Raw genomic sequence first — 23,173 nt, forward strand, 5'->3', positions numbered from 1 at the left:
CGGCGTTTGACAAACAGAACCGGAAATCTTAAAATTATGGTTTAAAGACATGGAAGACGGAGGTAAGACGATGGACTATTCGTTTCAAAAGATAGAGCCGAAGTGGCAGGCTAAATGGGAAGAAGAGGGCATCTTCCACGCGAAGGACTTTTCGGAAAAGCCGAAGTTCTACGGACTCGTGGAGTTCCCCTATCCGAGCGGTGCAGGTATGCACGTGGGTCACATCAAGGCGTACTCGAGCATTGAGGTGATTTCGAGAAAGCGGAGAATGCAGGGCTACAACGTGCTCTTCCCGATCGGATTTGACGCCTTCGGTCTTCCGACCGAGAACTATGCGATTAAGACCAACACGCACCCGCGTTACATCACGGACAAGAACATCGAGAAGTTCTCGGAGCAGTTAAAGCGCGTCGGCTTCTCTTTTGACTGGACGCGTGTCATCGACACCTCCCGCGACGATTACTACAAGTGGACGCAGTGGATCTTCCTGAAGCTCTTTGAGAAGGGACTCGTGTTCCGCAATAAGACCCTGGTCAATTACTGCCCCTCTTGTAAGGTCGTGCTCTCGAACGAGGACAGCCAGGGCGGCAAGTGCGATATCTGTCACTCGGATGTCGTGCAGCTTTCAAAGGATGTCTGGTACTTAAAGATTACCGAGTACGCGGACAAGTTGCTTCTGGGACTCGACGAGGTGGATTACCCCGAGAACATTAAGCAGCAGCAGCTCAACTGGATCGGAAAGTCGACCGGTGCTTTCGTGAAATTTCCGCTGAAGGATGTGAACGAAGAGCTTGAGGTCTATACAACGCGCTGCGACACACTCTTCGGTGTGACTTTCATGGTCATTGCGCCGGAGCACCCGCTCATCGACAAGCTTGCGGACCGCATCGGAAACATGGACGCTGTGCTCGCCTACCGCGAGGAAGCTTCTCACAAAACCGAGTTTGAGCGCACCCAGCTTGTCAAGGACAAGACGGGCGTTCGCATCGAGGGCCTCAGCGCGCTAAACCCGGTGAGCGGCAAGGAAATCCCGATTTTCATCTCCGATTATGTCATGATGGGCTACGGCACCGGTGCCATTATGGCGGTTCCGGCGCACGACCAGCGTGACTACGAGTTCGCAAAGCGCTTTGATATTGAGATTATCCCGGTCATTGAGGGCGGGGATCTCGAGAAAGAGGCGTACAGCGGCGACGGCGTTATGATTAATTCCGAGTTCCTGAACGGATTTACCAACAAGAAGGATTCGATTGCGCGCATGCTGGAGTTCCTCCGGGAGAAGGGCATAGGACATGCGGGTGTTCAGTTTAAGATGAAAGACTGGGCGTTTAACCGCCAGCGCTATTGGGGTGAGCCGATTCCGCTGATTCACTGCCCGAACTGCGGCGTGGTCGCGGTTCCCTACGAGGAGCTTCCGCTTCGCCTGCCCGATATGGATAACTTTAAGCCCGGCGAGGACGGACAGTCGCCGCTCGCGAAAGTAGATTCCTTCGTAAACTGCACTTGTCCGAAGTGCGGCGGCGCGGCAAAGCGCGAGACCGATACCATGCCGCAGTGGGCGGGTTCCTCTTGGTACTTCCTTCGTTACTGCGACCCGCACAACAGCGAGAAGTTCGCGGACAGAGAAAAGATCAACTACTGGATGCCGGTGGACTGGTATAACGGCGGTATGGAGCACGTAACCCGCCATTTGATTTACTCCCGTTTCTGGCATCACTTCCTCTACGATCTCGGTGAAGTCAATACGCCGGAGCCGTATAAGAAGCGCTCGGCGCAGGGACTTATCCTCGGGCCGGACGGCGAAAAGATGAGTAAGTCGAAGGGCAATGTCGTGGATCCGCTTGATATCGTTTCGCAGTACGGTGCGGATACCCTGCGTGTCTACGTGCTCTTCATGGGTGATTATGCGTCCGCGGCACCGTGGAACGACAGTTCGGTGAAGGGTTGCCGTCGCTTCCTGGAGCGCGTATTCGCCCTGCAGGATATTGTGGTGCCTGAGACGGTAAAAGCACTCGAGGCGCCGCTACACAAGACCATCAAGAAGGTCTCCTCGGATATTGAGGAGCAGAAGTTCAACACCGCGATTGCCGCGCTCATGACCTTCATGAACGAAGTCGGCAGAGAGAAGAAGATCGGAAAAGAGCAGTTGCTCAGCTTCGTGAAGCTTCTGAATCCCTTCGCGCCGCACATTGCGGAGGAGATTTATCAGGCACAGGGCGGCGAGGGTTCTTTGCAGCTGGCTTCCTGGCCGGAATACGACGAGGCAAAGACCGTCGATGAGAGCATCGAAATCGGCGTGCAGGTGAACGGTAAGCTCCGAGCGACTGTGACCATTCCGACGAACTGTGAGAAAGAGGAAGCCCTTGCCCTCGCAAAGGCGGATGAGAAGGTGCAGGCCGCGCTCGACGGCAAGAACCTGGTCAAGGAAATTTATGTGCCGAACAAGATTGTGAACCTTGTTGCGAAGTGAGTTTTGTTATGAATCGAAGAGAGGCCCCGTACTTGCCATGAAAGGCAAGCCCGGGGCTTTTTTACGTCTTGGTGTCCTGCGTAACCCGTATATAGGGCGCTTCTAAGGACAGCGGCTTCTTTTGCGGCATTTTCGAACAATACGTGGAAAGTAAGTGGAAAGAAAGCGGATATCCGCGTCTTCTCGGCTTGTGAATTCTTCGGCGTAATTTCCTTTTTTCTTTTCAAATTTTTGTTGACAAGAGCGGGGCTGTCCAGTATACTGTCAAAGCATTGAGGAAACAGTTCGAGGCGTGGCTCAGTTTGGTAGAGCGCAGCGTTCGGGACGCTGAGGCCGCAAGTTCGAATCTTGTCGCCTCGACTCGCTCTTTTTAGAGCAGATGCAACACAGTAAGGCCGATTGGTCAAGCGGTCAAGACGGAGCCCTCTCACGGCTCAAACCCGGGTTCGATTCCCGGATCGGTCATTTCCGAGGTAAGTCCTCGGTATCGAAACACAGTTTTATTCGAGGCGTGGCTCAGTTTGGTAGAGCGCAGCGTTCGGGACGCTGAGGCCGCAAGTTCGAATCTTGTCGCCTCGACTTGCTCTTTATGAGCAGATGTAACACAGTAAGGCCGATTGGTCAAGCGGTCAAGACGGAGCCCTCTCACGGCTCAAACCCGGGTTCGATTCCCGGATCGGTCAGTTTGCTTTCGTAGCGCAGTTGGTAGCGCAACGCATTCGTAATGCGTGGGTCGCCGGTTCAAGTCCGGCCGAAAGCTCGATTAAGCTCAGGCATGTGCCTGAGCTTTTTTGATGTCATATTCAGCACCATTCCCGCAAGCTTTTTCGCAAGATAGGTTCTTCTCTAATATGGAAGCTTTTGCTATACTGAATCCAAAGTCTGTTTTGGACTTTGGGGATAGGAGGAGATAAATGGATAATCAGGAGCTGAAACGAAATGCGATAAAGCTGCGGAGAGGCATACTCCGCTCCACGCACGCGGCTGCGTCCGGACACCCGGGCGGTTCGCTCTCGGCAACGGAGCTTTTTACGCTGCTCTATTTTGAGGAACTACAGGTTGATCCGAAGAATCCGGACGATTCGAAGAGAGACCGCTTTGTGCTCTCCAAGGGACACTGTGCGCCCGGTCTCTACGCGGCACTTGCGGCACGCGGCTTTTTCCCGGAGGAGGATCTTTTGACCCTTCGCCACATCGGCTCCTATTTACAGGGACATCCGGATAGAAGCACATTCCGGGCGTCGATATGTCGAGCGGTTCCCTGGGCCAGGGCATTTCCGCTGCGGTCGGTATGGCGCTCGCGGCAAAGATTTACGGCGATTCCTACCGCACCTACGCGCTGCTCGGTGACGGAGAGATTGAAGAGGGAGAGGTCTGGGAGGCCGCTATGCTCGCGGGCTTCCGTAAGCTGGATAACCTTGTAGTGATTGTGGACAACAACAATCTGCAGATAGACGGTCCGATCGACGAGGTGAATTCCCCCTATCCGATTGACAAGAAGTTTGCGGCCTTCAATTTCCACGTAATCAATGTGGAGGACGGCAATGACTTCGATCAGCTTCGCGCTGCGTTTGCGGAGGCGAGAAACACGAAGGGCTGTCCGACGGCCATTGTCATGAAGACGGTGAAGGGCAAGGGCATTTCCTTTATGGAGAATCAGGTCGGCTGGCACGGCAAGGGCCCGAACGATGAGGAGCTCGAAAAGGCACTGGCGGAACTGGACAAGGCGGAGGAGATGTTATGAGTCAGGGAAAGAAGATTGCGACTCGCGAGAGCTACGGCAGAACCCTCGCGGAGCTTGGTAAAGAGCACGAGGACTTCCTCGTTTTGGATGCGGACCTCGCAGGTTCCACGAAGACCGCGGTATTCCGCAAGGCATTTCCGGAGCGTCACATCAACTGCGGCATTGCGGAGCAGAACATGGTCGGTGTCGCAGCCGGCATCGCTGCGACCGGCCGAGTGGCGTTTGCAAGTTCGTTCGCGATGTTTGCGGCCGGCAGAGCCTATGAGCAGATTCGAAACTCCGTCGGCTACCCGCAGCTCAATGTGAAGATTGCGGCTACCCACGGCGGCATTTCGGTCGGTGAAGACGGCGCAACCCACCAGTGCAACGAAGACTTTGCGCTGATGCGCACCATTCCCGGCATGGTGGTCATGGTTCCGTCCGACGATGTCGAGGCGGAGGCTATGGTGCGTGCGGCATATGCGCACAAGGGACCTGTCTACATGCGCTTTAGCCGCCTTGCGACGCCGGTGTTCAACAATCCGGAGACCTACAAGTTTGAAATCGGCAAGGCGATTACGATGCGCGAGGGCAAGGATGTCGCAATTATCGCTGCCGGTCTCCCGCTCGCTTCCGCGATGGAAGCGGCAGAGAAGCTCGCGGCCGAGGGGATAGAGGCACGTGTCATCGATATGCACACCATTAAGCCGCTCGATGAGGAGGCAGTGCTTCGCGCGGCGAAGGAAATCGGGAAGATTGTCACGGTTGAGGAGCACTCGATCATCGGCGGTCTCGGCTCCGCGGTCGCGGAAGTGCTCGCAGAGCAGTGCCCGGCAAAGTTAAAGCGTGTCGGCATCTATGACCGCTATACGGAATCCGGTCCCGCGGAGGCGCTGATTCACCACTACGGTCTGGACGGCGAAGGCGTGTACAACGCTGTCAAGGCATTTCTCGGCTGAGACGGAAGAGAGACCGCTTGCAGAGTCAGGGGGATAAAATGGGAAAGAAAATACTGGTGACACGTTCTTCGCTGCCGCCGATCGAGGAGTATGTCGAAGAGATACGTGATATTTTCGAGAGTCACTGGCTTACCAATATGGGTGCAAAACATGAGGCGTTGACAGAGGAGCTTCGCGAGTTTTTCGGAGTCCGGGAGCTCACGCTCTTTCAAAACGGGCACCTGGCGCTCGAGTTTGCACTGCAGGCTTTGGAACTCAGCGGTGAAGTCATTACGACCCCGTTTACCTTTGCCTCAACCACTTGGGCCATCATCCGCTCGGGTCTTACACCTGTATTCTGTGACATCGATCCCGAGACCTATACCCTGGATCCGGCGAAACTGGAGTCCCTGATTACCGAGCGCACGGCAGCCATACTTCCCGTGCACGTCTACGGCAATCTCTGCGACACCGAGGCACTCGCGGAAATCGCGGCACGGCATAAGCTTCCGTTGATTTACGATGCGGCGCATGCCTTCGGTGTCCGAAAGAACGGCGTGAGTGCGGCTGCATTCGGAGATATGTCTATGTTCTCCTTCCATGCGACCAAGGTTTTTCACACGATTGAAGGCGGAGCGGTTTGCTGCCGGGACAAGGAACTCAGTACGAAGCTCTTTCGTCTGAAGAACTTCGGCATCGAGGAAAATGAAACTTACTGTGTCGGCGGCAACGGTAAGATGAATGAGTTTGAAGCAGCCATGGGGCTCTTAAACCTGCGCCATTTGCCGGAGGAACTGGCAAAGCGGCAGCGTGTCTATACGCACTACGTAGAACTGCTCTCGGAGGTCGAGGGACTCAAACTCCCCAAGCAGCAAGCGGGTGTCACGGCAAATTACGCCTACTTTCCCGTTGTGTTCACGGATACCTACGGCGAGACACGGGATGAGGCGGCGCTTCGCCTACAAGCGAAGGGTTACTATCCGCGAAAGTACTTTTATCCCTGCACCAATGCGTTCCCGTTTCTCAACGGGCGCATCGATCCGGGCCACACGCCGATTGCGGAAGATATTTCGAAACGCGTGCTGACGCTTCCGCTCTATGCGGATTTGGAGCTCGCGGACGTGGAGCAAATTTGCCGCATCCTGCGGCGCGAAGCATGAGAGGAAGCATGATTAAAGCAATTATTTTTGACCTGGACGACACACTCTTTGATTTCAAGAGAGCGCATGTCGAAGGGATGAAGGCATGGGCGGCATACGCGGAACAGCAGTTTCATATTTCGCCCGATGAGACCATCAGCGAAGTGAGCGCTCTCGTCAAGGAGCAGGCGGAGAAGATAGGACCGCTTGCGGCCTCCCATAACCGTGTGTTGCGCGCAGAGCTCTGGCTTGAGAAGCACGGGCTTCCCCTGTTTCCGCATGCGACTGCGCTTGCGGAGCGCTATTGGGAAGCGCTCATTGCGGCGGCAGAGCCGACCGAAGGCGCAGCGGAAGTTCTGCGAGATTTGCAGATGCGCGGCTTCTTAATCGGAGTCGGCACCAATATGACGGCCTATGTGCAGTACAAGAAGATTGAGAAGCTGGGGCTCGGTTCCTACATCGATTTTATTGTGACCAGCGAAGTCTGCGGCGTGGATAAGCCGATACGTCATTTCTTTAAGTATTGCCTGAAGAAGGCGAACGAGGTGCTGGAACGGCAGGGTAGGAGAGAGCGCATTGAGATTAATGAGATTCTCTTTATCGGCGACTCCCCGAAGCACGATGTCGAAGGAGCGCGCAACGCAAAGATGCACGCCCTGCTCTTTGATCCTGCGGGACGTCATCCGGAAGAAGAGGAGCGCATACAGTCATTCCGTGAGATTTCGGAAGTGCTGGAGCGATTCGGTTGAGGTGTGTGTTCGAAACAAAGCCCCCTTTATCGATATGTATCGATAAAGGGGGCTTTTGCGTTACAGCGAGGCTTAAGTTTCAGCAAAACTGATTAAGAAGTCCGAAGGTAGTTCGCGGCGTACTCTGTAATCAGGAGCCGAGATATAACGTTGTTACAAAACTTGAACGGTGATTTCGGGGGGCTGCTTGTTCATACGCTGCATTGCATGTTTCGCTTTGGTCAAAGCGCCGGCTGCGGCTGTCCAAGCGAAGCGTAAGCCGAGGGGCGGTTCAGAATATCCATGAACTGCTCACCGGTGATGGTCTCCTTCTCGTAGAGGAACTGCGCAAGTTCGTTTAACTTGTCCTTGTTTTCGCGGAGCAGGGCAACAGCCTTATCGTGCTGTTCCTGAACCAGGGCCACAACGCGCTTATCAATTTCCTCAAGTGTTTTTTCCGAGCAGGTTGAAGTGCTCTCGTCGCCGAGATAGCGGCTGTTCCGCTGGGAGAGCTGTACCATGCCAAACTGCTCGTCCATGCCGTACTGGGTAATCAAGGATCTCGCAATCTTGGTTGCCTGCTCAATGTCGTTCGAAGCGCCGGTCGTGATGACGCCGAATTCCACCTCCTCGGCGGCGCGTCCCGCGGTATAGGTGCATATTTTATTGAGTAAATCCTCTTTCGTGTAGAGGTATTTATCGTGTTCCTCGACCTGGAGGGTGTAGCCGAGGGCGCCGGAAGTGCGGGGGATAATCGTAATTTTCTGCACCGGCGCGGAGTGGTTTTGCAGCGCGGCGACCAAAGCATGGCCAATCTCATGATAGGCGACGGTTGCCTTCTCCTTGTCGGTCAGTACCGCATTTTTCTTCTGATAGCCCGCAATGACGGTCTCGACGCTCTCTTCAAGGTCCTGTTGGTTTGCAACCTTGCGGCCGCTTCGGACCGCGCGGAGCGCGGCCTCGTTGATGATGTTCGCGAGCTCTGCACCGGAGGCACCGGAGGCCATGCGCGCAATCGTGTGGAAGTTTACATTGTCCGCAAGGCGCACCTTCTTTGCGTGCACCTTGAGTATTTCTTCTCTGCCCTTTAAATCCGGGAGTTCCACAGGAATGCGGCGGTCAAAGCGGCCGGGGCGAAGCAGTGCCGGGTCCAGAGATTCGGGGCGGTTGGTCGCGGCAAGGATGATGACACCCGAGTTTCCCTCGAAGCCGTCCATCTCGGTGAGCAGCTGGTTCAGGGTCTGCTCGCGCTCGTCGTTTCCGCCGAAGGAGCCCGCGGAACGCTTTCCGCCGATGGCATCGATCTCGTCGATAAAGACAATGCAGGGGGATTTCGCCTTGGCCTGCTGGAAGAGATCGCGCACCTTGGAGGCGCCCATGCCTACAAACATCTCGACAAATTCCGAACCGGAAATCGAGAAGAAGGGGACATTGGACTCACCGGCGACCGCCTTTGCGAGCAGGGTCTTACCGGTTCCGGGCGGTCCCACAAGCAGGATGCCCTTCGGCATCTGCGCGCCGATTGCGGTGTACTGGCTCGGGTCCTTTAAGTACTGCACAATTTCCTGCAGACTTTCTTTTGCCTCGTCCTCGCCCGCCACATCGTGGAAGTGAATGCCGTCCGTGGACTGCACATACTCCTTTACGTTGCTCTTACCGAAGTTGCCGAAGGGGCTGCCGCCGAGACCGCCTCCCATGCCGCCGCCCATCTTGGAGGCGAGGGAGCTGAACTGACGGCTCAGAATTTGCCAGAAAATCATCATGATGATAATCGGGATGACCCAGTTGTAGAGCAACTTCTCCATGGGCGTCTGCACATGGACAATGTCGGTGCGGAAGTCTGCGCCCGCGTTGTAAAGACGCTGGGTCAGGTCGGGATCCGTCATGACGCCGGTCTTATAGATGGCGTTCTGTCCCTTTTCGGTGAAGATGATTTGATTCGAGTCCACCTGGACCTTGTCGATTTTCTGTTGGGAGGTCAGGTCCATGAAGACATTGTAGGAAACTTCTTTGACTCTCGCGTTCTGCAACTGCGGGACGATGACCGCGTTCAAGAACAGGGTAATCAGAAGAATCACAAAGTACAGATTGGGAATCAGCGGTTTTGGCTGCTTGGGTTCCTTGTGCTCCTGCATAACGTTCTCCTTTGCTGTGATATGTTATATAGTTTGTAGCACAAGCTAGTAAGATAAGCAAGGGAGCGTGTGAAAAGTTTACCAAAAGATTAGAAATAGACGCTTGCCTTGCAGCAGCAGACGAAGAAGAGAGCGGGAGCAGACACAATGCACGAGTGGGAGAGGCGGATGTAGCAAGATATCGGATAGAGCGCAGAGGAAAAATAGGTCTAAGAAAGTCGAATGTACTACAAGGGAAAATGGGCATACCCCTCATAGAGGGAGCAGTCGCGCGGAGAGGATATCAGGTAAGAATACCGGAGAAATCACAAGAAAATAACACCTTTTACAGTAAGAACAAGGAGTCAAGGGATAAGTAAGTGAGAGAGAAAGTGAGCAAAGAGACGGAGATAAGGATGAAAATGGAGAAAGATAAGAAACAAGAGAAGAGAGCAGCGAAGACAATATGAAAGAGGAAAGCGCAGAATCAGAACCGCGCGTAAAACCAAAGAGTTTGCGGCACAAAAAAACTCTGCCGATCATCGGCAGAGTTTTCATCGTGGGACCGAGGAGGCTCGAACTCCTGACCTTTCGCGTGTGAGGCGAACGCTCATCCCAGCTGAGCTACGATCCCGCAAAGCACTAGTACATAATAGCATATCGGATGAAAATTGCAAGTGTTTTTTGGGAGTAGACACAATCGGAAGAACTTATGAAAGCAGGCTCTTAAGGTCTTCGTAGAAAGTCGGCGCGGAAATATTCACACAGTCGGGATCGGAAATACGCACTTCCCCGTCGGTCACGAGGGAGAGAATCGCAAAGCTCATTGCGATTCGGTGATCCGAATAGCTCTCGACCGCCTCGCCGTGAAGCGCGGCGCCGCCGTCGATGATGAGGCCGTCCTCGGTTTCCTCCACCGTAGAACCGAGGCGGGAGAGCCCCTCCGCCATGGTGCGGATGCGGTTGGATTCCTTTACTTTCAATTCCGCCGCATCGCGTATCACGGTGCGCCCCTCGGCGACAGCGGCTGCCGCCGCAAGTACGGGGAGTTCATCGATTAAGCGCGGAATCAGCGCGCCGCCGATTTCGGTGCCGTGAAGCGGCGCGTAGCGCACCAAAAGATCCGCCGCCGGTTCACTGTCTTCGTTCCTAACTTCCAGAACTTCAATCTTGGCGCCCATTGCGCGGAGTGCGGAAATCACACCGTCTCTTGTCGGGTTGATGCCTACATTTCGGAGCACCACTTCACTGCCCGGCACAATACTCGCGCCGACCAGGAAAAAGGCAGCGGAACTGATATCGCCCGGCACGGAAATCTCAGTGCCGTAGAGATTTTGGGTCTCGGTGACCGTGACGGAGGGACGGTCCTCGAAGTTGCCGGTTAAGACCTTTGCACCGAAGCTGCGAAGCATGCGTTCGGTATGGTCGCGGGAAAGTGCGGGTTCGGTGACCGTGGTCTGCCCCGAGGCATAGAGACCTGCAAGCAGGACAGCGGATTTTACCTGGGCAGAGGCAATCGGAGAATTAAAATGGATGCCGTAGAGCTGCTTGCCGTGAACAGAGAGGGGGGCACAGTCGTTTCCGGAGACACTGGTGATATCTGCCCCCATCGCGCGAAGCGGTATCATGATGCGCTTCATCGGGCGGCGCTGAATCGAAGCGTCTCCGCTCAGCACGGAGTTAAAGTGTTGCGCGGCCAGAACGCCGCTTAAGAGCCGCGTCGTGGTGCCGCTGTTGCCGCAGTCAAGTATCCCGGCGGGTGCTGTTAATTCTCTTAGGCCACGACCGAAAACTTTTACCGAGTTGCCGTTCTGCTCAATCTGAACGCCCATACTGCGGAAGCAGCGTATGGTGGAGAGGCAGTCTTCTCCGGGCAAAAAGCCCTCAATCTCTGTGGTGCCGGTCGCAAGAGAGCCGAGCATTACGGCGCGGTGAGAAATGGATTTATCGCCGGAAACGGTGAGCGTGCCGCGGAGCGGCTTGAAAGCAGGGGTATTCATGAATCGTCCTTTCTTATTCCTTACGAACAAATAACAAACTGTCTCAGCGGTTCATTTCAAGTTCAAAGCCGTAGCCGCACAAAAGAGTCGCGGCTTTCTGACAACTCTCGGCATCGTAGAATTCAATGCGCAGAGCGCCGTCTCCGCTCTCACGGTTGTGGTTGATGCCGATGTTCTTTACGTTCACGCTGCCTGCCGCAAGAATTGCGGCAATGACGGAAATGGCACCGGGCTTATCCGAGACATGCACCGAGAAGGAGTACTGTGCACTGAGGAGCCCGGCGGCATCGCTGAACTGGTCACGAAATTTGCCGGATTTTAAGAAGAGTTCATGGATGTCTTGCATATTGTCCGCTTCCAAAGAGCTGCGTATCTCCGTGAGGGAGTTGATATAGAGATTCAATACCGTGAGCACGGCCTCCCGATTCGAGGAGAAAATCTGCTGCCACATGATGGGTGAGGAGCTTGCAATCCGCGTGATATCTTTGAAGCCGCCCGCGGCGAGGGAGCGCATGGTATGCGCCTCGTTGTCCGTGTCCTTCACGAGGTTCACAAGCGCAGCCGCAATGAGATGGGGGAGATGAGAAATGGTCGCAACCGCGCGGTCGTGGGTCGCCGCATCGATCACATAAGGGTTTGCAAGCATGGTGCGGACCAGGGCGTCCATGCGCGACAGCATTTCGGGCTTCGTGTCTACGGTCGGGCAGAGCAGATAGAAGATGTTTTCGAGAAGCAGAGCATCCGCGTAGGTATAACCGCTCTTCTCGGAACCTGCCATCGGGTGACCGCCCACAAACTGCGCACCGAGTCCGAGGCGAAGCACCTCTTGCTCTATGCTCTGTTTGCTGCTGCCCACATCGGTGATCAGGGTGTCCGGCGTCAAAACATCGCGGAGTGACGCGAGGTAGCTCCCGTTTGTCTCAACCGGAGCGCAGAGGAAAACCGCATCGCAGTCGGCAAGACAGGGCTCCGCGCCTGAGAGGATGCGGTCCACCGTGCCGTCGGCACGTGCCTCCTCCAACATCTCCCGCGAAGGCATATATGCATAAATTTGACAGTCGGGCTCCTCTGCTTTCAGTGCCTTTGCAATGGAACCACCGATGAGTCCGAGACCGATGAAACCGTAAGTCATAAGCATCCTCCTGAGAATACCTTATATTTTATAGGCTCTAACTTTTGCTGTCAACAAAGCGTAATTTGTGCGCTATGCTGTAAATGCCTTGCAATTTTAGGCTAAAATTAGTAGAATAATTGGAGATAAAAGCTCGGCTCGAACAGCTGTTATCGGGATATCAACGAATAGGAGGAGCTGTTTACAATGAAAGTTTACGAGACTTCACAGATTCGAAACGTCGTGCTCATGGGACACGGAGGTGCCGGAAAAACGACGCTTGCAGAGGCTTGTGCCTTTGTCGGCGGTGCGGTGAAAAAGATGGGCAGTGTTCCGCAGGGTTCAACGCTCAGCGACTACGATAAGGAAGAGCAGCGCCGCGGCTTCTCCATCAGCACAGCGCTCATTCCGGTCGAATATACGGATCAGGACGCAGAGCCGGTTAAAATCAATTTCCTTGATACCCCGGGGTATTTCGATTTCGTCGGCGAGGTGGAAGAGGCAGTCGCAGCAGCGGATGCGGCTGTGATTGTCATTAACTGCAAGGCGGGCGTGGAGCCCGGAACGATTAAGGCATGGGAACTCTGCGAGAAGCTCCGCCTGCCGCGCATTTTCTTTGTGACCAATATGGACGATGACAAGGCGAGCTATCGCGAACTCCTGTTGAGACTGGAGTCCCGCTTCGGTAAGCGCGTTGCACCGCTGCATCTTCCCATTCGTGAGAACGAGAAGTTTGTCGGCTTTGTCAACGTCGTCAAGATGAAGGGACGCCGCTTTGCGACGAACAGCGCGGAGTATACGGATTCGGATATCCCGGATTACTCCGAACACAACTTAAAGATTGCGCGCGAAGCTTTGCTCGAGGCAGTTGCGGAGTCCAGCGAAGAGTTCATGGAGCGCTATTTCTCGGGCGAGAGCTTTACCGAGGAGGAGATTTACAGCGCACTTCGCGAGCAGGTTGCGACCGGTGATATGGCGCCGGTCATGATGGGTTCCGGCGTGAATGCGCAGGGCGCAAACGCGCTGATGAATGCCATTGTCCGCTACTTCCCCTCGCCAGAGAGAGCGGCACGGGACAGCGGCGTGGATTTGACGACAGGTGAGCACTTTGTTGCCAACTATAAGCCGGACGTGAACCTCTCGATGAAGGTCTTTAAGACCATCGCGGATCCGTTCATCGGCAAGTACAGCTTGGTAAAGGTCTTGACCGGCGTGCTCCGCGCGGACAGCGAGCTCTTCAACACGGGTAAGGAAGTCGAGGAGAAGAGCGGCAAGATTTATGTGCTCCGCGGCAAGGAGGCAATCGAGGTCTCCGAACTTCGCCCGGGCGATATCGGTGCAATGGCAAAGCTGAACGAGACCGAGACCGGCGATACGCTTGCGCGGAAGCAGGCACCGATACTCTACAACGCACCGCAGATTTCGAAGCCCTACACCTATAAGGCTTATGTGGCTAAGAACAAAGGCGATGAGGACCGCATTGCGTCCGGACTCGCGAAGCTCATGGAAGAGGACCGCACGCTCCGCGCCGAGGTCGACGCCGAGAACCGCCAGTCCCTGCTCTACGGCATCGGCGATCAGCAGCTTGACATTGTCGTGAGCAAGCTCGCAAGTCGTTATAAGGCGGAGATAGTCCTTGAGAAACCGAAGTTTGCGTTCCGTGAAACCATACGCAAGAAAGTCGAATCGGCGGGGCGCTACAAGAAGCAGTCGGGCGGTCACGGCCAGTTCGGCGATGTCAAGATGAGCTTTGAGCCCTCCGGCGATCTGGAAAAGGCTTATGTCTTTGAAGAAAAGGTATTCGGCGGCGCGGTCCCGAAGAACTACTTCCCGGCGGTCGAGAAGGGGATTGCAGAGTGCTGCAAGAAGGGCCCGCTCGCGGCATACCCCGTTGTCGGTCTGAAGGCGGTGTTGCTCGACGGTTCCTACCACCCGGTGGATTCCTCCGAGCTTGCGTTCAAGATGGCGGCCAGCATGGCATTTAAGAAGGGCTTCCTCGAGGCAACGCCCGTGCTCCTTGAGCCCATTGTTGCGCTCACGGTGCGCGTGCCGGATGCAAACACCGGCGATGTGATGGGAGATTTGAATCGCAGAAGAGGCAGAGTGCTGGGTATGGAGTCCGATCACCACGGCAGACAGCTGATTCACGCGGACATTCCGGCGTCCGAACTCTACGGTTACGGCGCAGACCTTCGCTCCCTGAGCGGCGGTCTCGGCGAGTTCTCCTACGAGTTCAGCCGCTACGAACAGTGCCCGGGCGATGTGCAGAAGCGCGAGGTCGAGGCAAGAGCTTCGCTTTTGAAGGGCGAAGAAGAATAAGAAGGAAGGCGTATCCCCGGCATGTAAAAGTGCCGGGGATTTTTTGCTGCTCAGAGCATCCGCCTTACAGTATGTCCGGAGAATCACGCCATGAAGTATGTAAGCTGTCCTTCTTGCGGAGAGACTTGCATTTCATCATCATCCGAAGAGAAGCATCGGTCCGCAGCCCGGCGACGCCATTAGAGTCGCAGAGTTCTTTTGAGCGTTTCAGCGTTTGAAACCCTATATTCTCGGTCATGATAACGAGCCGGATGAGGAAGATCTTGCGATTGAGACGATAAGGGATGCTTATGAGAAAATTCATCGAAGTCATAAAAACGTAAACGCTTTCTGACTGGAGTTCCGCGTCGCTTCATGAGAAAATAGAGGCAGTTACCGATGGAAGCAAACACGGAGAGGTCATCGAGGTGACCGAACGGAGGAAATCACGATGCGAAAAAGAAACCCCGGTATTCAGATTTTGTCGGCGGCGGCGCTTGCGACTGCGCTGCTCTTTGCCGGTTGCGGACAGAAGGCGGATCATAAGGAGAACACCGAGAGCAGCGAAGCGGCGGCCGAGGAGACTGTGCCTGAGCGTCCTGCTTACAGTTACCAGTCGGAGGAGAGTCAGAGTGACGGCTTCCGCCACTTTAAGGATGCTTCGGGGAGAGAGGTCGCGGTCAAAGCGGACATCTCGCGCGTTGCGGTGCTCTCGACCGATGCCCAGTCCTACCTCTATATGATTGCGCCGGAGAAGCTCGTGTCGGTCTGGCACAATGCGAAACAGGAGGAGTATATCGACGCGGCGTATCGTGGCCTCACGGCGATCGGCAATGTCAAGGCGAGCGAACAGAAAGACACGCTGCTTTCCTTTGCACCGGAAGTCATTATCTATATGTCGGACGGAAACGAGAAGGAAACCGGAACCGGCGCGATGGCGGAACGGCTTCAGACGGAGTTCGGCGTTCCGGTGGTTGAAATCGATTCGAGTTTTGCCGGCCAGGGCAATGCCTTTCGTATGCTCGGAGATCTCCTTGGCAAGCGGGAGCGAGGCGAGGAACTCGGAAGCTATATGGACAGTGTCTATCGGAAGGTTGCGACGGTTGCGGCGGCTGGCAAGGACAAGACCAAGTTGCTCTGTTTCCGCGGTGCGGCGGGGAACCAAGTGCTCCCGAAGAGCGCAAAGGCGAGTGAAATTGTGAATTTGCTCGCCGATAACCTCGCGGAGATTTCCGGCACCGAGGCGCAGCAGCGAAGCGGTCTCATGATACTGGAGGCAGATGAGGTGAAGGAACTCAATCCCGCGGTGATTATCACCGATACCGAGAGTTTCCTTCAGCAAATCAACAGTGACAGCAGTTGGCAGGAGCTTGCGGCCGTTAAAAACACACAGGTCTACAAGACGCCGACCAGACCGCGGGCTTGGCTGTTTACTCCGGCACAGTACCCGATCGGTGCTCTCTGGCTTGCGAAGACGCTCTATCCGGAGGCTGCGAATTACGATCTGGAACAGGAGGTCAAGCAGTACTATCAAACTTGCTATGCGAAGCGTTTGAGCACGGAAGAGTACGAGGCGCTCTATCGCGCGAAACAACACGAGCACTGAGGAGCGCGTCATCACCGATGGCAGGGGATTTGATAGCAGACAGTTGTCGCTTTGTGAAGTTTAGACAAGGTTAGGGAATTAACTTGCTTTTTTGTCTGAAAAAAACTACAATCTTAAGCGAGAATTAAGAAAAACTAAAGGGGATCGACATGAAGAAGATTGTAGGTGTGCTTGCGGCACTCTCCCTTGCGCTTGCGATGCCTTGGACAGCAGCGGCAGCCGAATGGAAGATGAGTAACGGCAGATGGTGGTACAGCTTGGACGGCGGCCGATATCCGGTGAACGGGTGGATGTGGATCGACGGCGACCGGGACGGCATTGCCGAGTGCTATTATTTTGACGGCGCAGGCTATCTACTGCAAAATACCCTGACCCCGGATCACTGCCGCGTGAACGGAAACGGTGCTTGGGTCGATGTTAACGGCAGAGTCTATACGCGCAGAGTTGCGGTCACAAATCCCGCCGACACAAGTCCGGCATTTCAGATAGAAGCGGAGCGGCAAGCTGTGTTGCGGCTTGTCAATGAAGAGAGAACCAAGCGGGGACTGGTTCCGCTCACCTCAGAGCCTGTGCTGGAGAGCATTGCGGATCGGCGCGCGCAGGAAATCGTGCAGCTCTTCTCACACAATCGACCGAACGGACAGAGTTATGACAGTCTCTATAGAGAGCGCGGTGTGACAGGCTACGGCTACTGGGGCGAGAATATTGCGATGGGACAATCGAATGCGAATGCGGTTGTCACGGCTTGGATGAACAGTGAAGGACATCGCGAAAATATTTTAAAACCCGAGTACAGAAAAATCGGGATCGGTGTGTATTACCTGAATGACACGCCGTATTGGGTGCAAAACTTCGGCGGTTATTAATTAAGACGAAACGATAACGCTTTTGGGGAGGGCGGAAACATGAAAAAGACACGTTCTGCATTGGTTTTGACCTGCGCTTTGTTGGCACTCGGCACGGCTGCGTGCGGCGAGAAGAAAACGAAAACGCCTGAGACAACGGAGAGCGTTGCGGCTCGGGAATCAACGCAGGCGGAGGAGACCAAGCAGGCGGGCGAGGCAAAGCTTGAGACGCCGGAGCAGCTTGCAGTCTCGTTGCTGGTTCGAAACTCCGGGCGGGAAATCGTGAACCTCGAGCCGAACGGCATGGGGATTGAGGAGAAGCATCACAGCTATCCGGATTGGACCGAGGTCCCAAGGCTTCCCGATGCGGCCTCCGAGGGACTTCATAAGGCCATGCAGGCTTACGAAGAGAGTCAGCTTACCGCGCTCAAGCAATTTGCGGCAGCGCATCAGAATAAAACGGAACAAGATTACAACTATCAATATGCGGGCGATGTGACGATTTGTCGGAGCGATAGCAATTTCTTCAGCTTTGTTCGCGGTGTAAACAGCTTTACGACGGATGCGGAAGGGTATAGCTATGACAGTCGTACCGGTGAGGTGCTTACGCTTTCGCAGGTCGTCAAGGATATGAGTCGGCTTCAGGATGCGGTGGATGAGGTTTTGAAGGAGAACGCTAAGAGCGATCTCTCCGCAATCACAAAGGAGGCCCTGGAAAAAGATGCGATTGTCTGGGCTTTGGGCAACGAGGGCTTGGATTTATTTATCGCGCAGAGCGACGGGAACTATGTGGACTATCAGCGCATCGTCATTTCCTATGAGCGCTATCCGGACTTGTTTGCGGACGGTGTGAAATTGCGCCCCGCGGAGTATGCGGCGCAGCTTATGACCACGGCAAAGAGCTACATCGACGGCAAAGTGGTTCAAGTTGACGCACCGGAGACCGAGGGCGGAAGCTTTACCGTGACTGTTGATGACAAGCGATTCAACGTTGAAAAGCCGGAGATGGCGGGCGGCCTCATCAGTTTGCTGTATGTGAAGAAGGATTCGAATACGTTTCTCTACCCAGAGTTCCAGGGAGATTATTCGGACTTTTCCTATCTGCTCCCTGTGAATCTTGAAACCGGGAAGGCGAGCAAGCTGCCGGAAGATCGGGAGCTTGGTATGGGCTTTGATTTGCAAAATGCGGTCAATCCCGATGCACTCGCGTTATCGGTTCCGTCCGACACCTTAAGTACGTTGTATACATTTTATCCGGTAAAAATCGGCAGTGACGGGGTACCGGAAGCAATCGGTGAGCGCCATTACTTTACCGGCGTAACTGTGCTTCACTCCAAACAGGCGCTCACGCTTTCGCTGGTCAAAGACGGCAAGGAGACCGGAGAAAAGACGGAAGTCCCGGCGGACAGCAATTACTTCTTCTATGCGGGAGATAACAAGAGTTACGTAGACTTCCGCCTGGAGGACGGCAGAGAGGTTCGCGTACACATCAAGAACTATCCGGAGAATGACTGGGAAGAGGGATCTGTCTGGATGGTTGAGGAACAGTACCGGGATATCGATGTGTTCTCCGGCATGCGCTATGCGGGATAAATCTTACAAAGATTGATTTTTGCTTACAGTTTCTTGAAACTTCTTTTGTTTCGCACTGTTTTCGCGTATACTAACCAAGTTATATGCGCAAAGTCGGAGGTCGGAATGAAAGCTGCTGAGGTTCAGGGGACGGAAGAACGTCGACGGGCAGTGGGAAGTCTCACTGCCCGTATTGTTTTGTTGGGACTAGCCTACGCGCTGTTCATACAGTGTACGGGTCTTGGGATTCCCTGCGTGTTTCGGCTGGTGACCGGTTACCGCTGTCCCGGCTGCGGCATGACGCACGCCGCGATGGCGCTGATTCACGGTCAGCCGAAGATTGCTTTTCGAGAAAACCCGCTGAGCTTAAGCGTGGTGCCTCTGCTGCTTCTCTATGGGGCTTACCGGGCGGAGGTATACATCCGAACCGCGCGCACGGACTTCCGAAAATGGGAGATTGTATTTCTCGGAGTCCTTTGGGTGGTCGTTCTGTTATTCTGGCTGCTCAGAAACCTGTTGTGACAGTAGATTTGGGGAGGGAGAAAAAGATGTTTTGTCCGAATTGCGGCAACAAGATAGTACCCGGGGCAAAATTCTGCGAGAACTGCGGACAGAGAGTCGACTTTGCTGCGGCGGAAGGCGAAGCAAAGCAGAGCGCGGAGAACGCGGCGGCGGATACCGCGGCTGCGAGCGACAGCGTAACGGATACCGCGGGCACAAGTACCGCAGGCACGAGTACCGCGGGCACAAGCGAAACTGCGTCCGATTCCGCAGCGGGAAGCGACAGCGCAACTCAGAACGAATCTGCGGGTGACAGCGCGGCAGATGCGGAAAGCGACTCGAGCCGCATTCAGCGCGAAGCCGAAGAAGCCGCGGCACGTGCGCGGGAAGCTGCGGCAAAGGCTGCCGAGGAGGCGCGCCGCGCAAGCGAGGACACCGCGAAGTACGCCAAAGAAAAAGCGGAACAGGCAGGTCGGGAGGCGAATCGGGCAGCGGACAGCACTGCGCGCGCGGCGCGTGAAACCGCCGAGGAAGCAGCGCGACAGGGAGAGGCGCTGAAGCAGCAGTGGACCCCCGGAAATATGGAGCGCCTGGCGGCGTTTGCACCGCTCGCGGTTTTTGCCTTTACAGTGATTGCATATATCCTTGTCTTTTTGCGCGGCGTCTCCTATACCGTTTTTGCACATATTTTGCCGCTCGACGGCGTAGCGTACGGCCTGTCCGGTATGCTCGGAATCATATATAATGTCAGCAAGTTCCTGTTCTTCCTGCTTTCGTTGGCAGGCGTTGTGGCAAGCGTGCAGCTCTACGGGAAGAAAGAAAACCAGACCACCGGCATGGCAGTGTGCCTCGGCGCCAATGTGCTGGCGCTGATTGCTTCCCTGTTGCGCTTGTTCGGGAAGGGAAACTTCTTCTTTACCCTCCTCGGTATTGCATTGGCTCTCTTTGCGCTCGATGCACTGTCCCGCGTCTTTTTGCGCGGCACCGGAATCGCATCGGAGATTCAGCCGAGTGAGGACTTTGCGGCTTTCAAGAGCTTTGCCGAAAATCCGCGGGAAAAGACGGAACAGTTTGCGGCGGAAATGAAGCGCGAAGGGACAAGCGGCAAAGCTGTTACCGAGGAGATACTCGATCCGAACAAGTCCGTATTTGACGGAAGCGGACTGGAACTTTTCATCATCAATTTGGTCGGCGCTTTGATTTGCCTGGTCACAATCGGCTTGGCGAGCCCCTGGGTCATCTGCTATAGAATCGGCTGGGATCGCAGACACACGGTTTACAACGGAAGACGGTTGGCGTTTAACGGCACGGGTATACAGCTCTTCGGCAAGTGGATTATTTGGTTCCTGCTCACCATCGTAACCTGCGGTCTTTACAGCTTTGTGATGGGTCTCAAACTGGAACAGTGGGTTCTTAGCCACACGACTTTTGCGGATGAAGTGAGCGATCCGAACAACACGGATGTGTTCCCGAATTCCGGGTTTGAAGGCAATATGTTTGAGTGGATCGGTTACAATTTGGTCATGGGACTGGCGTCGGGTCTGACCTGCGGCATCGCGCTTCCGTGGGTGGTCTGCAGCTTTAACAAGTGGTATGCACCGAATGTCCGCATTTCCGGAAAGCGCCTCCGGTTTGAAGGAAGCGGTGCGGAGCTCTTCGGTCAGTATATTATAGTGCTTCTGCTGAGCATCGTGACCTGCGGTCTCTATTATTCCTGGGGCTATGTACGTCTGCGCCGTTGGGCGATATCTCACTTAAGCCTTGAGGAGATGAATTAAAAATATCGAAATGTTGCGTTTGTTACGCAGCGAAGGGAGCATGGTTTGACCATGCTCCCTTTTTGCGGACAGTGTCGGGAAAATGCCGCGGGGCAAACACAAAGAAGCATAGGCGCGGAAATCGCTGTGTCCCGATGCGGAAGGCGTGCCCGGTTGGCAAAATGTTGTGTCTAACGCGCAAGAATTTCGCAACACTTGGGGAAAAAAGAGATAATTCTGTACGGGACAGGGTGAGAATGACGGGGGAGCGGCAGCCCTTTGTGCAAACAGAACAGAAAGTTCAAAATGACCTAACGAATTTGTAATGTCTCGTAACAGGAACAGCCCTTTTTTTTCGCGCAGACTATGTTATACTTTCCTTAATATTGCGGTTGGGGTACAGGATACTCCTCGCAAGAAGCGGACCAACATTTATTTCTTAACGGAAGATAGAGAAGAGCGGACAATGAGCGTGAGAGGCGATAAGGGTAGTCACTTTTACAGACAGCGGCAGCGGAGATTGCGCGAGCGGCGGCAAAAAATGATCATCGGAGCGGCGGGAGCGGTACTTGCCGTTTCGCTTTCGGTTTTCGGCATCTCCCGCATGGTGCAGGCGAGAGGCGGAAAGCATAATCAGACTACTGCGGCAAGCGAAACGGAACTTGCCGAAAAGTTAAAGGGCAGTTGTTTTATCAATGACATTGACATTTCGGGGATGACAAAGGAGGCGGCGAGAGAAGCCGTGCTCGCGAAGTATCGCTGGAATCTTCGTGTCGCGGAAAATGCACCGGCCGAGACTGTCGAGAGCACAAGCGCGGAAAGCACGGCAGCGGTAGGCACCGCAACTGCGGCGGTTACGAGCGCAGAGACAACGGCAGCGGAGATTTCGGGCGAGACGTATGCGGTCTCGGATTTACTCAAACTGAGACTGGAAAAACTCCTTGCGGAGATTTACGGCGAGACCGCTTCGAATGAGAATGAGCGGCGCTTTTATCTGGATGCCGAAGGACTGGATGCGGAGATTGTGACCGAGGCAGAGGCAATTGCCAAGAAATGGAACAGAAGCGCGAAGAGTTCGGAAATCAAAAGCTTCGACAAGACGACCAATGTCTTTGAGTACAGCGACGCTGTCGAAGGGCGCAAGGTGGATGAAACAGCCATGGCGGATGCCATTAAGGCCGCTATGAACAATCAGCGTTACGATGCGGTACTGCCGCTCAAGGCCGAGACAACCGCGCCTGCCATGACGGCGGCAGAGGCGAAGGAAAAGTACAAGGTGATTGCGAGTTTCACGACGACCGCGACCGACAACGCGGATCGCAACAACAACCTTAAGCTTGCCTGCGAAGCACTTGACGGTAAGATTTTAAAGGTCGGCGAGGAGTTCTCGTTTAATCACACGACAGGTAACCGCACCTTGGAGCGCGGCTACAAGCCTGCCGGTGCTTATCAGAACGGCAAGGTTGTGTTGGAGCCGGGCGGCGGTGTCTGCCAGGTTTCGACCACGCTGTACAACACGGTTGTGAAGGCGGGCATCATGCCGACCGAGCGCCATGCGCATACCTTTGCACCGACCTATGTGACGCCGGGCGAGGATGCGGCGGTCAGCTACGACGGCTACGACGGCCCGGATATGAAGTTTGTCAACACGACCAAGTATTCGATGGCGGTACGCGCGAAGTTTGACCCCAAGGCAAAGACGGTCACGGTTTCGCTGGTCGGTATCCCGGTTTTGGATGAGGGCGTCACCATCTCCATGGTTTCAAAGAAATTAGAGGAAATGGATAACGGCGGCGTGGAATATGTCGAGGACACGACCTTGAAGCCGGGGGTTGAGAAGAAGATTGCGGACGGCAGCATCGGCAGCCGTTGGGTTACAAACATTGTGACCAAGAAGAACGGCGAGGTCACCTCGGATGAATTCTTCCATAATTCGAGCTACAAGGGACATTCGAAGAAGATTGCCCGCAACACGAGCGGTGTTGTGACCGCGACGCAGGCGGCAAACGCGATGACCATTACCGAGAACACCGAGACAGCTGCGGGACAGGCTACCGTTTCGCCGACCGAGGCGGTCAACCCGGGTAAGGCGGCGGAGAGCGCGGCAGCGAAGGTCGAGTCGAAGAGCTCTAAGAGCAGCGAGACCACAGCAAGCACCAAGAGTTCCAAGAGCGGCGAGAGCAAATCCTCAGCGACGGAAACCACGGTTGAAAAGGGGCCGGGCGTCAACCTGCATGACGGTCCGACCATGGCGGAAGAGACGGTTTCCGCGGCTCCCGAGAACTGAGAGATGTACCCAATAAGATACACGAAACAGGCAGTTGCACGTTGTTTTTTGGTGCAGCTGCCTGTTATAATATTATCAGACGCT

General features: G+C 54.8%; 14 protein-coding genes, 6 tRNA genes and 1 pseudogene. 17 read left to right on the forward strand and 4 right to left on the reverse strand.

The annotated features are described in order from the left end of the window. Positions 1-70: 70 nt before the first annotated feature. The 10 genes and pseudogenes from leuS to QU660_RS04050 all read left to right on the forward strand — a co-directional run bounded on the left by leuS (position 71) and on the right by QU660_RS04050 (position 7,019). Positions 71-2,470 carry a leucine--tRNA ligase gene (gene leuS / locus QU660_RS04005; protein WP_304947222.1) on the forward strand — a complete coding sequence of 800 codons (2,400 nt, stop codon included), beginning with the start codon at positions 71-73 and terminating at the stop codon, positions 2,468-2,470. 286 nt (positions 2,471-2,756) lie between these two features. After that, positions 2,757-2,830: transfer RNA gene (locus QU660_RS04010), tRNA-Pro, on the forward strand. A gap of 33 nt (positions 2,831-2,863) precedes the next feature. Then, positions 2,864-2,935: transfer RNA gene (locus QU660_RS04015), tRNA-Glu, on the forward strand. A gap of 40 nt (positions 2,936-2,975) precedes the next feature. Then, positions 2,976-3,049: transfer RNA gene (locus tag QU660_RS04020), tRNA-Pro, on the forward strand. A 32-nt stretch (positions 3,050-3,081) separates the two neighbouring features. Next, positions 3,082-3,153 (forward strand) — tRNA-Glu (locus QU660_RS04025). 4 nt (positions 3,154-3,157) lie between these two features. Continuing rightward, positions 3,158-3,230 (forward strand) — tRNA-Thr (locus tag QU660_RS04030). 154 nt (positions 3,231-3,384) lie between these two features. After that, a pseudogene (locus tag QU660_RS09840) lies at positions 3,385-4,214 on the forward strand (transketolase). Continuing rightward, entirely contained in the window at positions 4,211-5,152 is a 942-nt protein-coding gene (locus tag QU660_RS04040; protein WP_304947038.1) for a transketolase family protein, read from the forward strand. The pseudogene QU660_RS09840 and the gene QU660_RS04040 overlap by 4 nt, the downstream one beginning before the upstream one ends. A gap of 17 nt (positions 5,153-5,169) precedes the next feature. Continuing rightward, a complete protein-coding gene (locus QU660_RS04045) occupies positions 5,170-6,291 on the forward strand; it encodes a DegT/DnrJ/EryC1/StrS family aminotransferase (RefSeq protein ID WP_304947039.1) in 1,122 nt (373 codons plus the stop codon). A gap of 8 nt (positions 6,292-6,299) precedes the next feature. Next, positions 6,300-7,019 (forward strand): HAD family hydrolase, encoded by a 720-nt coding sequence (locus QU660_RS04050; protein WP_304947040.1) that lies wholly within the window; start codon positions 6,300-6,302, stop codon positions 7,017-7,019. Between the two features lie 221 nt (positions 7,020-7,240). Here QU660_RS04050 and ftsH read toward each other — a convergent pair whose 3' ends face one another. The 4 genes from ftsH to QU660_RS04070 form a co-directional block, all read right to left on the reverse strand. Further along, the gene (gene ftsH, locus QU660_RS04055; protein ID WP_304947041.1) at positions 7,241-9,133 is read right to left on the reverse strand and encodes an ATP-dependent zinc metalloprotease FtsH; all 1,893 of its coding nucleotides are present in this window, start codon (positions 9,131-9,133) and stop codon (positions 7,241-7,243) included. Positions 9,134-9,672: 539 nt separating this feature from the next. Continuing rightward, positions 9,673-9,746, reverse strand: a tRNA-Val gene (locus QU660_RS04060). A gap of 76 nt (positions 9,747-9,822) precedes the next feature. Further along, entirely contained in the window at positions 9,823-11,112 is a 1,290-nt protein-coding gene (aroA, locus tag QU660_RS04065) for a 3-phosphoshikimate 1-carboxyvinyltransferase (protein WP_304947042.1), read from the reverse strand. 43 nt (positions 11,113-11,155) lie between these two features. Continuing rightward, a complete protein-coding gene (locus QU660_RS04070; RefSeq protein WP_304947043.1) occupies positions 11,156-12,244 on the reverse strand; it encodes a prephenate dehydrogenase in 1,089 nt (362 codons plus the stop codon). A 186-nt stretch (positions 12,245-12,430) separates the two neighbouring features. On the opposite strand from QU660_RS04070, the gene QU660_RS04075 reads away from it, so the two are divergent. The 7 genes from QU660_RS04075 to QU660_RS04105 all read left to right on the forward strand — a co-directional run bounded on the left by QU660_RS04075 (position 12,431) and on the right by QU660_RS04105 (position 23,089). Continuing rightward, positions 12,431-14,542, forward strand: a complete 2,112-nt coding sequence (locus QU660_RS04075) for an elongation factor G (protein ID WP_304947044.1) — start codon at positions 12,431-12,433, stop codon at positions 14,540-14,542. Between the two features lie 430 nt (positions 14,543-14,972). Continuing rightward, positions 14,973-16,127, forward strand: coding sequence for an ABC transporter substrate-binding protein (locus QU660_RS04080; protein WP_304947045.1), 1,155 nt, complete (start codon positions 14,973-14,975; stop codon positions 16,125-16,127). 149 nt (positions 16,128-16,276) lie between these two features. Beyond that, positions 16,277-16,993 carry a CAP domain-containing protein gene (locus tag QU660_RS04085; RefSeq protein ID WP_304947046.1) on the forward strand — a complete coding sequence of 239 codons (717 nt, stop codon included), beginning with the start codon at positions 16,277-16,279 and terminating at the stop codon, positions 16,991-16,993. A 39-nt stretch (positions 16,994-17,032) separates the two neighbouring features. After that, the gene (locus tag QU660_RS04090; protein WP_304947047.1) at positions 17,033-18,565 is read left to right on the forward strand and encodes a hypothetical protein; all 1,533 of its coding nucleotides are present in this window, start codon (positions 17,033-17,035) and stop codon (positions 18,563-18,565) included. A gap of 105 nt (positions 18,566-18,670) precedes the next feature. Then, positions 18,671-19,066 (forward strand): DUF2752 domain-containing protein, encoded by a 396-nt coding sequence (locus QU660_RS04095; RefSeq protein ID WP_304947048.1) that lies wholly within the window; start codon positions 18,671-18,673, stop codon positions 19,064-19,066. A 26-nt stretch (positions 19,067-19,092) separates the two neighbouring features. Continuing rightward, positions 19,093-20,823 (forward strand): DUF6693 family protein, encoded by a 1,731-nt coding sequence (locus QU660_RS04100; protein WP_304947049.1) that lies wholly within the window; start codon positions 19,093-19,095, stop codon positions 20,821-20,823. Between the two features lie 520 nt (positions 20,824-21,343). Continuing rightward, on the forward strand, positions 21,344-23,089 hold the full coding sequence (locus QU660_RS04105) for a VanW family protein (RefSeq protein ID WP_304947050.1): 1,746 nt from the start codon (positions 21,344-21,346) through the stop codon (positions 23,087-23,089). Positions 23,090-23,173: the final 84 nt, after the last annotated feature.

Origin of the sequence: Stomatobaculum sp. F0698, from assembly GCF_030644385.1 — a bacterium.
In the GTDB taxonomy this organism is placed as follows: domain Bacteria; phylum Bacillota; class Clostridia; order Lachnospirales; family Lachnospiraceae; genus Moryella.

Excerpts from the sequence above, each read along its gene's own strand:
- QU660_RS04080 (WP_304947045.1), top strand. The coding sequence starts at position 14,973 with ATGCGAAAAAGAAACCCCGGTATTCAGATTTTGTCGGCGGCGGCGCTT.
- QU660_RS04075 (WP_304947044.1), top strand. The coding sequence starts at position 12,431 with ATGAAAGTTTACGAGACTTCACAGATTCGAAACGTCGTGCTCATGGGA.
- QU660_RS04040 (WP_304947038.1), top strand. The coding sequence starts at position 4,211 with ATGAGTCAGGGAAAGAAGATTGCGACTCGCGAGAGCTACGGCAGAACC.
- QU660_RS04070 (WP_304947043.1), bottom strand. The coding sequence starts at position 12,244 with ATGACTTACGGTTTCATCGGTCTCGGACTCATCGGTGGTTCCATTGCA.
- ftsH (WP_304947041.1), bottom strand. The coding sequence starts at position 9,133 with ATGCAGGAGCACAAGGAACCCAAGCAGCCAAAACCGCTGATTCCCAAT.
- QU660_RS04105 (WP_304947050.1), top strand. The coding sequence starts at position 21,344 with ATGATCATCGGAGCGGCGGGAGCGGTACTTGCCGTTTCGCTTTCGGTT.
- leuS (WP_304947222.1), top strand. The coding sequence starts at position 71 with ATGGACTATTCGTTTCAAAAGATAGAGCCGAAGTGGCAGGCTAAATGG.
- QU660_RS04100 (WP_304947049.1), top strand. The coding sequence starts at position 19,093 with ATGTTTTGTCCGAATTGCGGCAACAAGATAGTACCCGGGGCAAAATTC.
- QU660_RS04050 (WP_304947040.1), top strand. The coding sequence starts at position 6,300 with ATGATTAAAGCAATTATTTTTGACCTGGACGACACACTCTTTGATTTC.
- QU660_RS04090 (WP_304947047.1), top strand. The coding sequence starts at position 17,033 with ATGAAAAAGACACGTTCTGCATTGGTTTTGACCTGCGCTTTGTTGGCA.
- QU660_RS04095 (WP_304947048.1), top strand. The coding sequence starts at position 18,671 with ATGAAAGCTGCTGAGGTTCAGGGGACGGAAGAACGTCGACGGGCAGTG.
- aroA (WP_304947042.1), bottom strand. The coding sequence starts at position 11,112 with ATGAATACCCCTGCTTTCAAGCCGCTCCGCGGCACGCTCACCGTTTCC.
- QU660_RS04085 (WP_304947046.1), top strand. The coding sequence starts at position 16,277 with ATGAAGAAGATTGTAGGTGTGCTTGCGGCACTCTCCCTTGCGCTTGCG.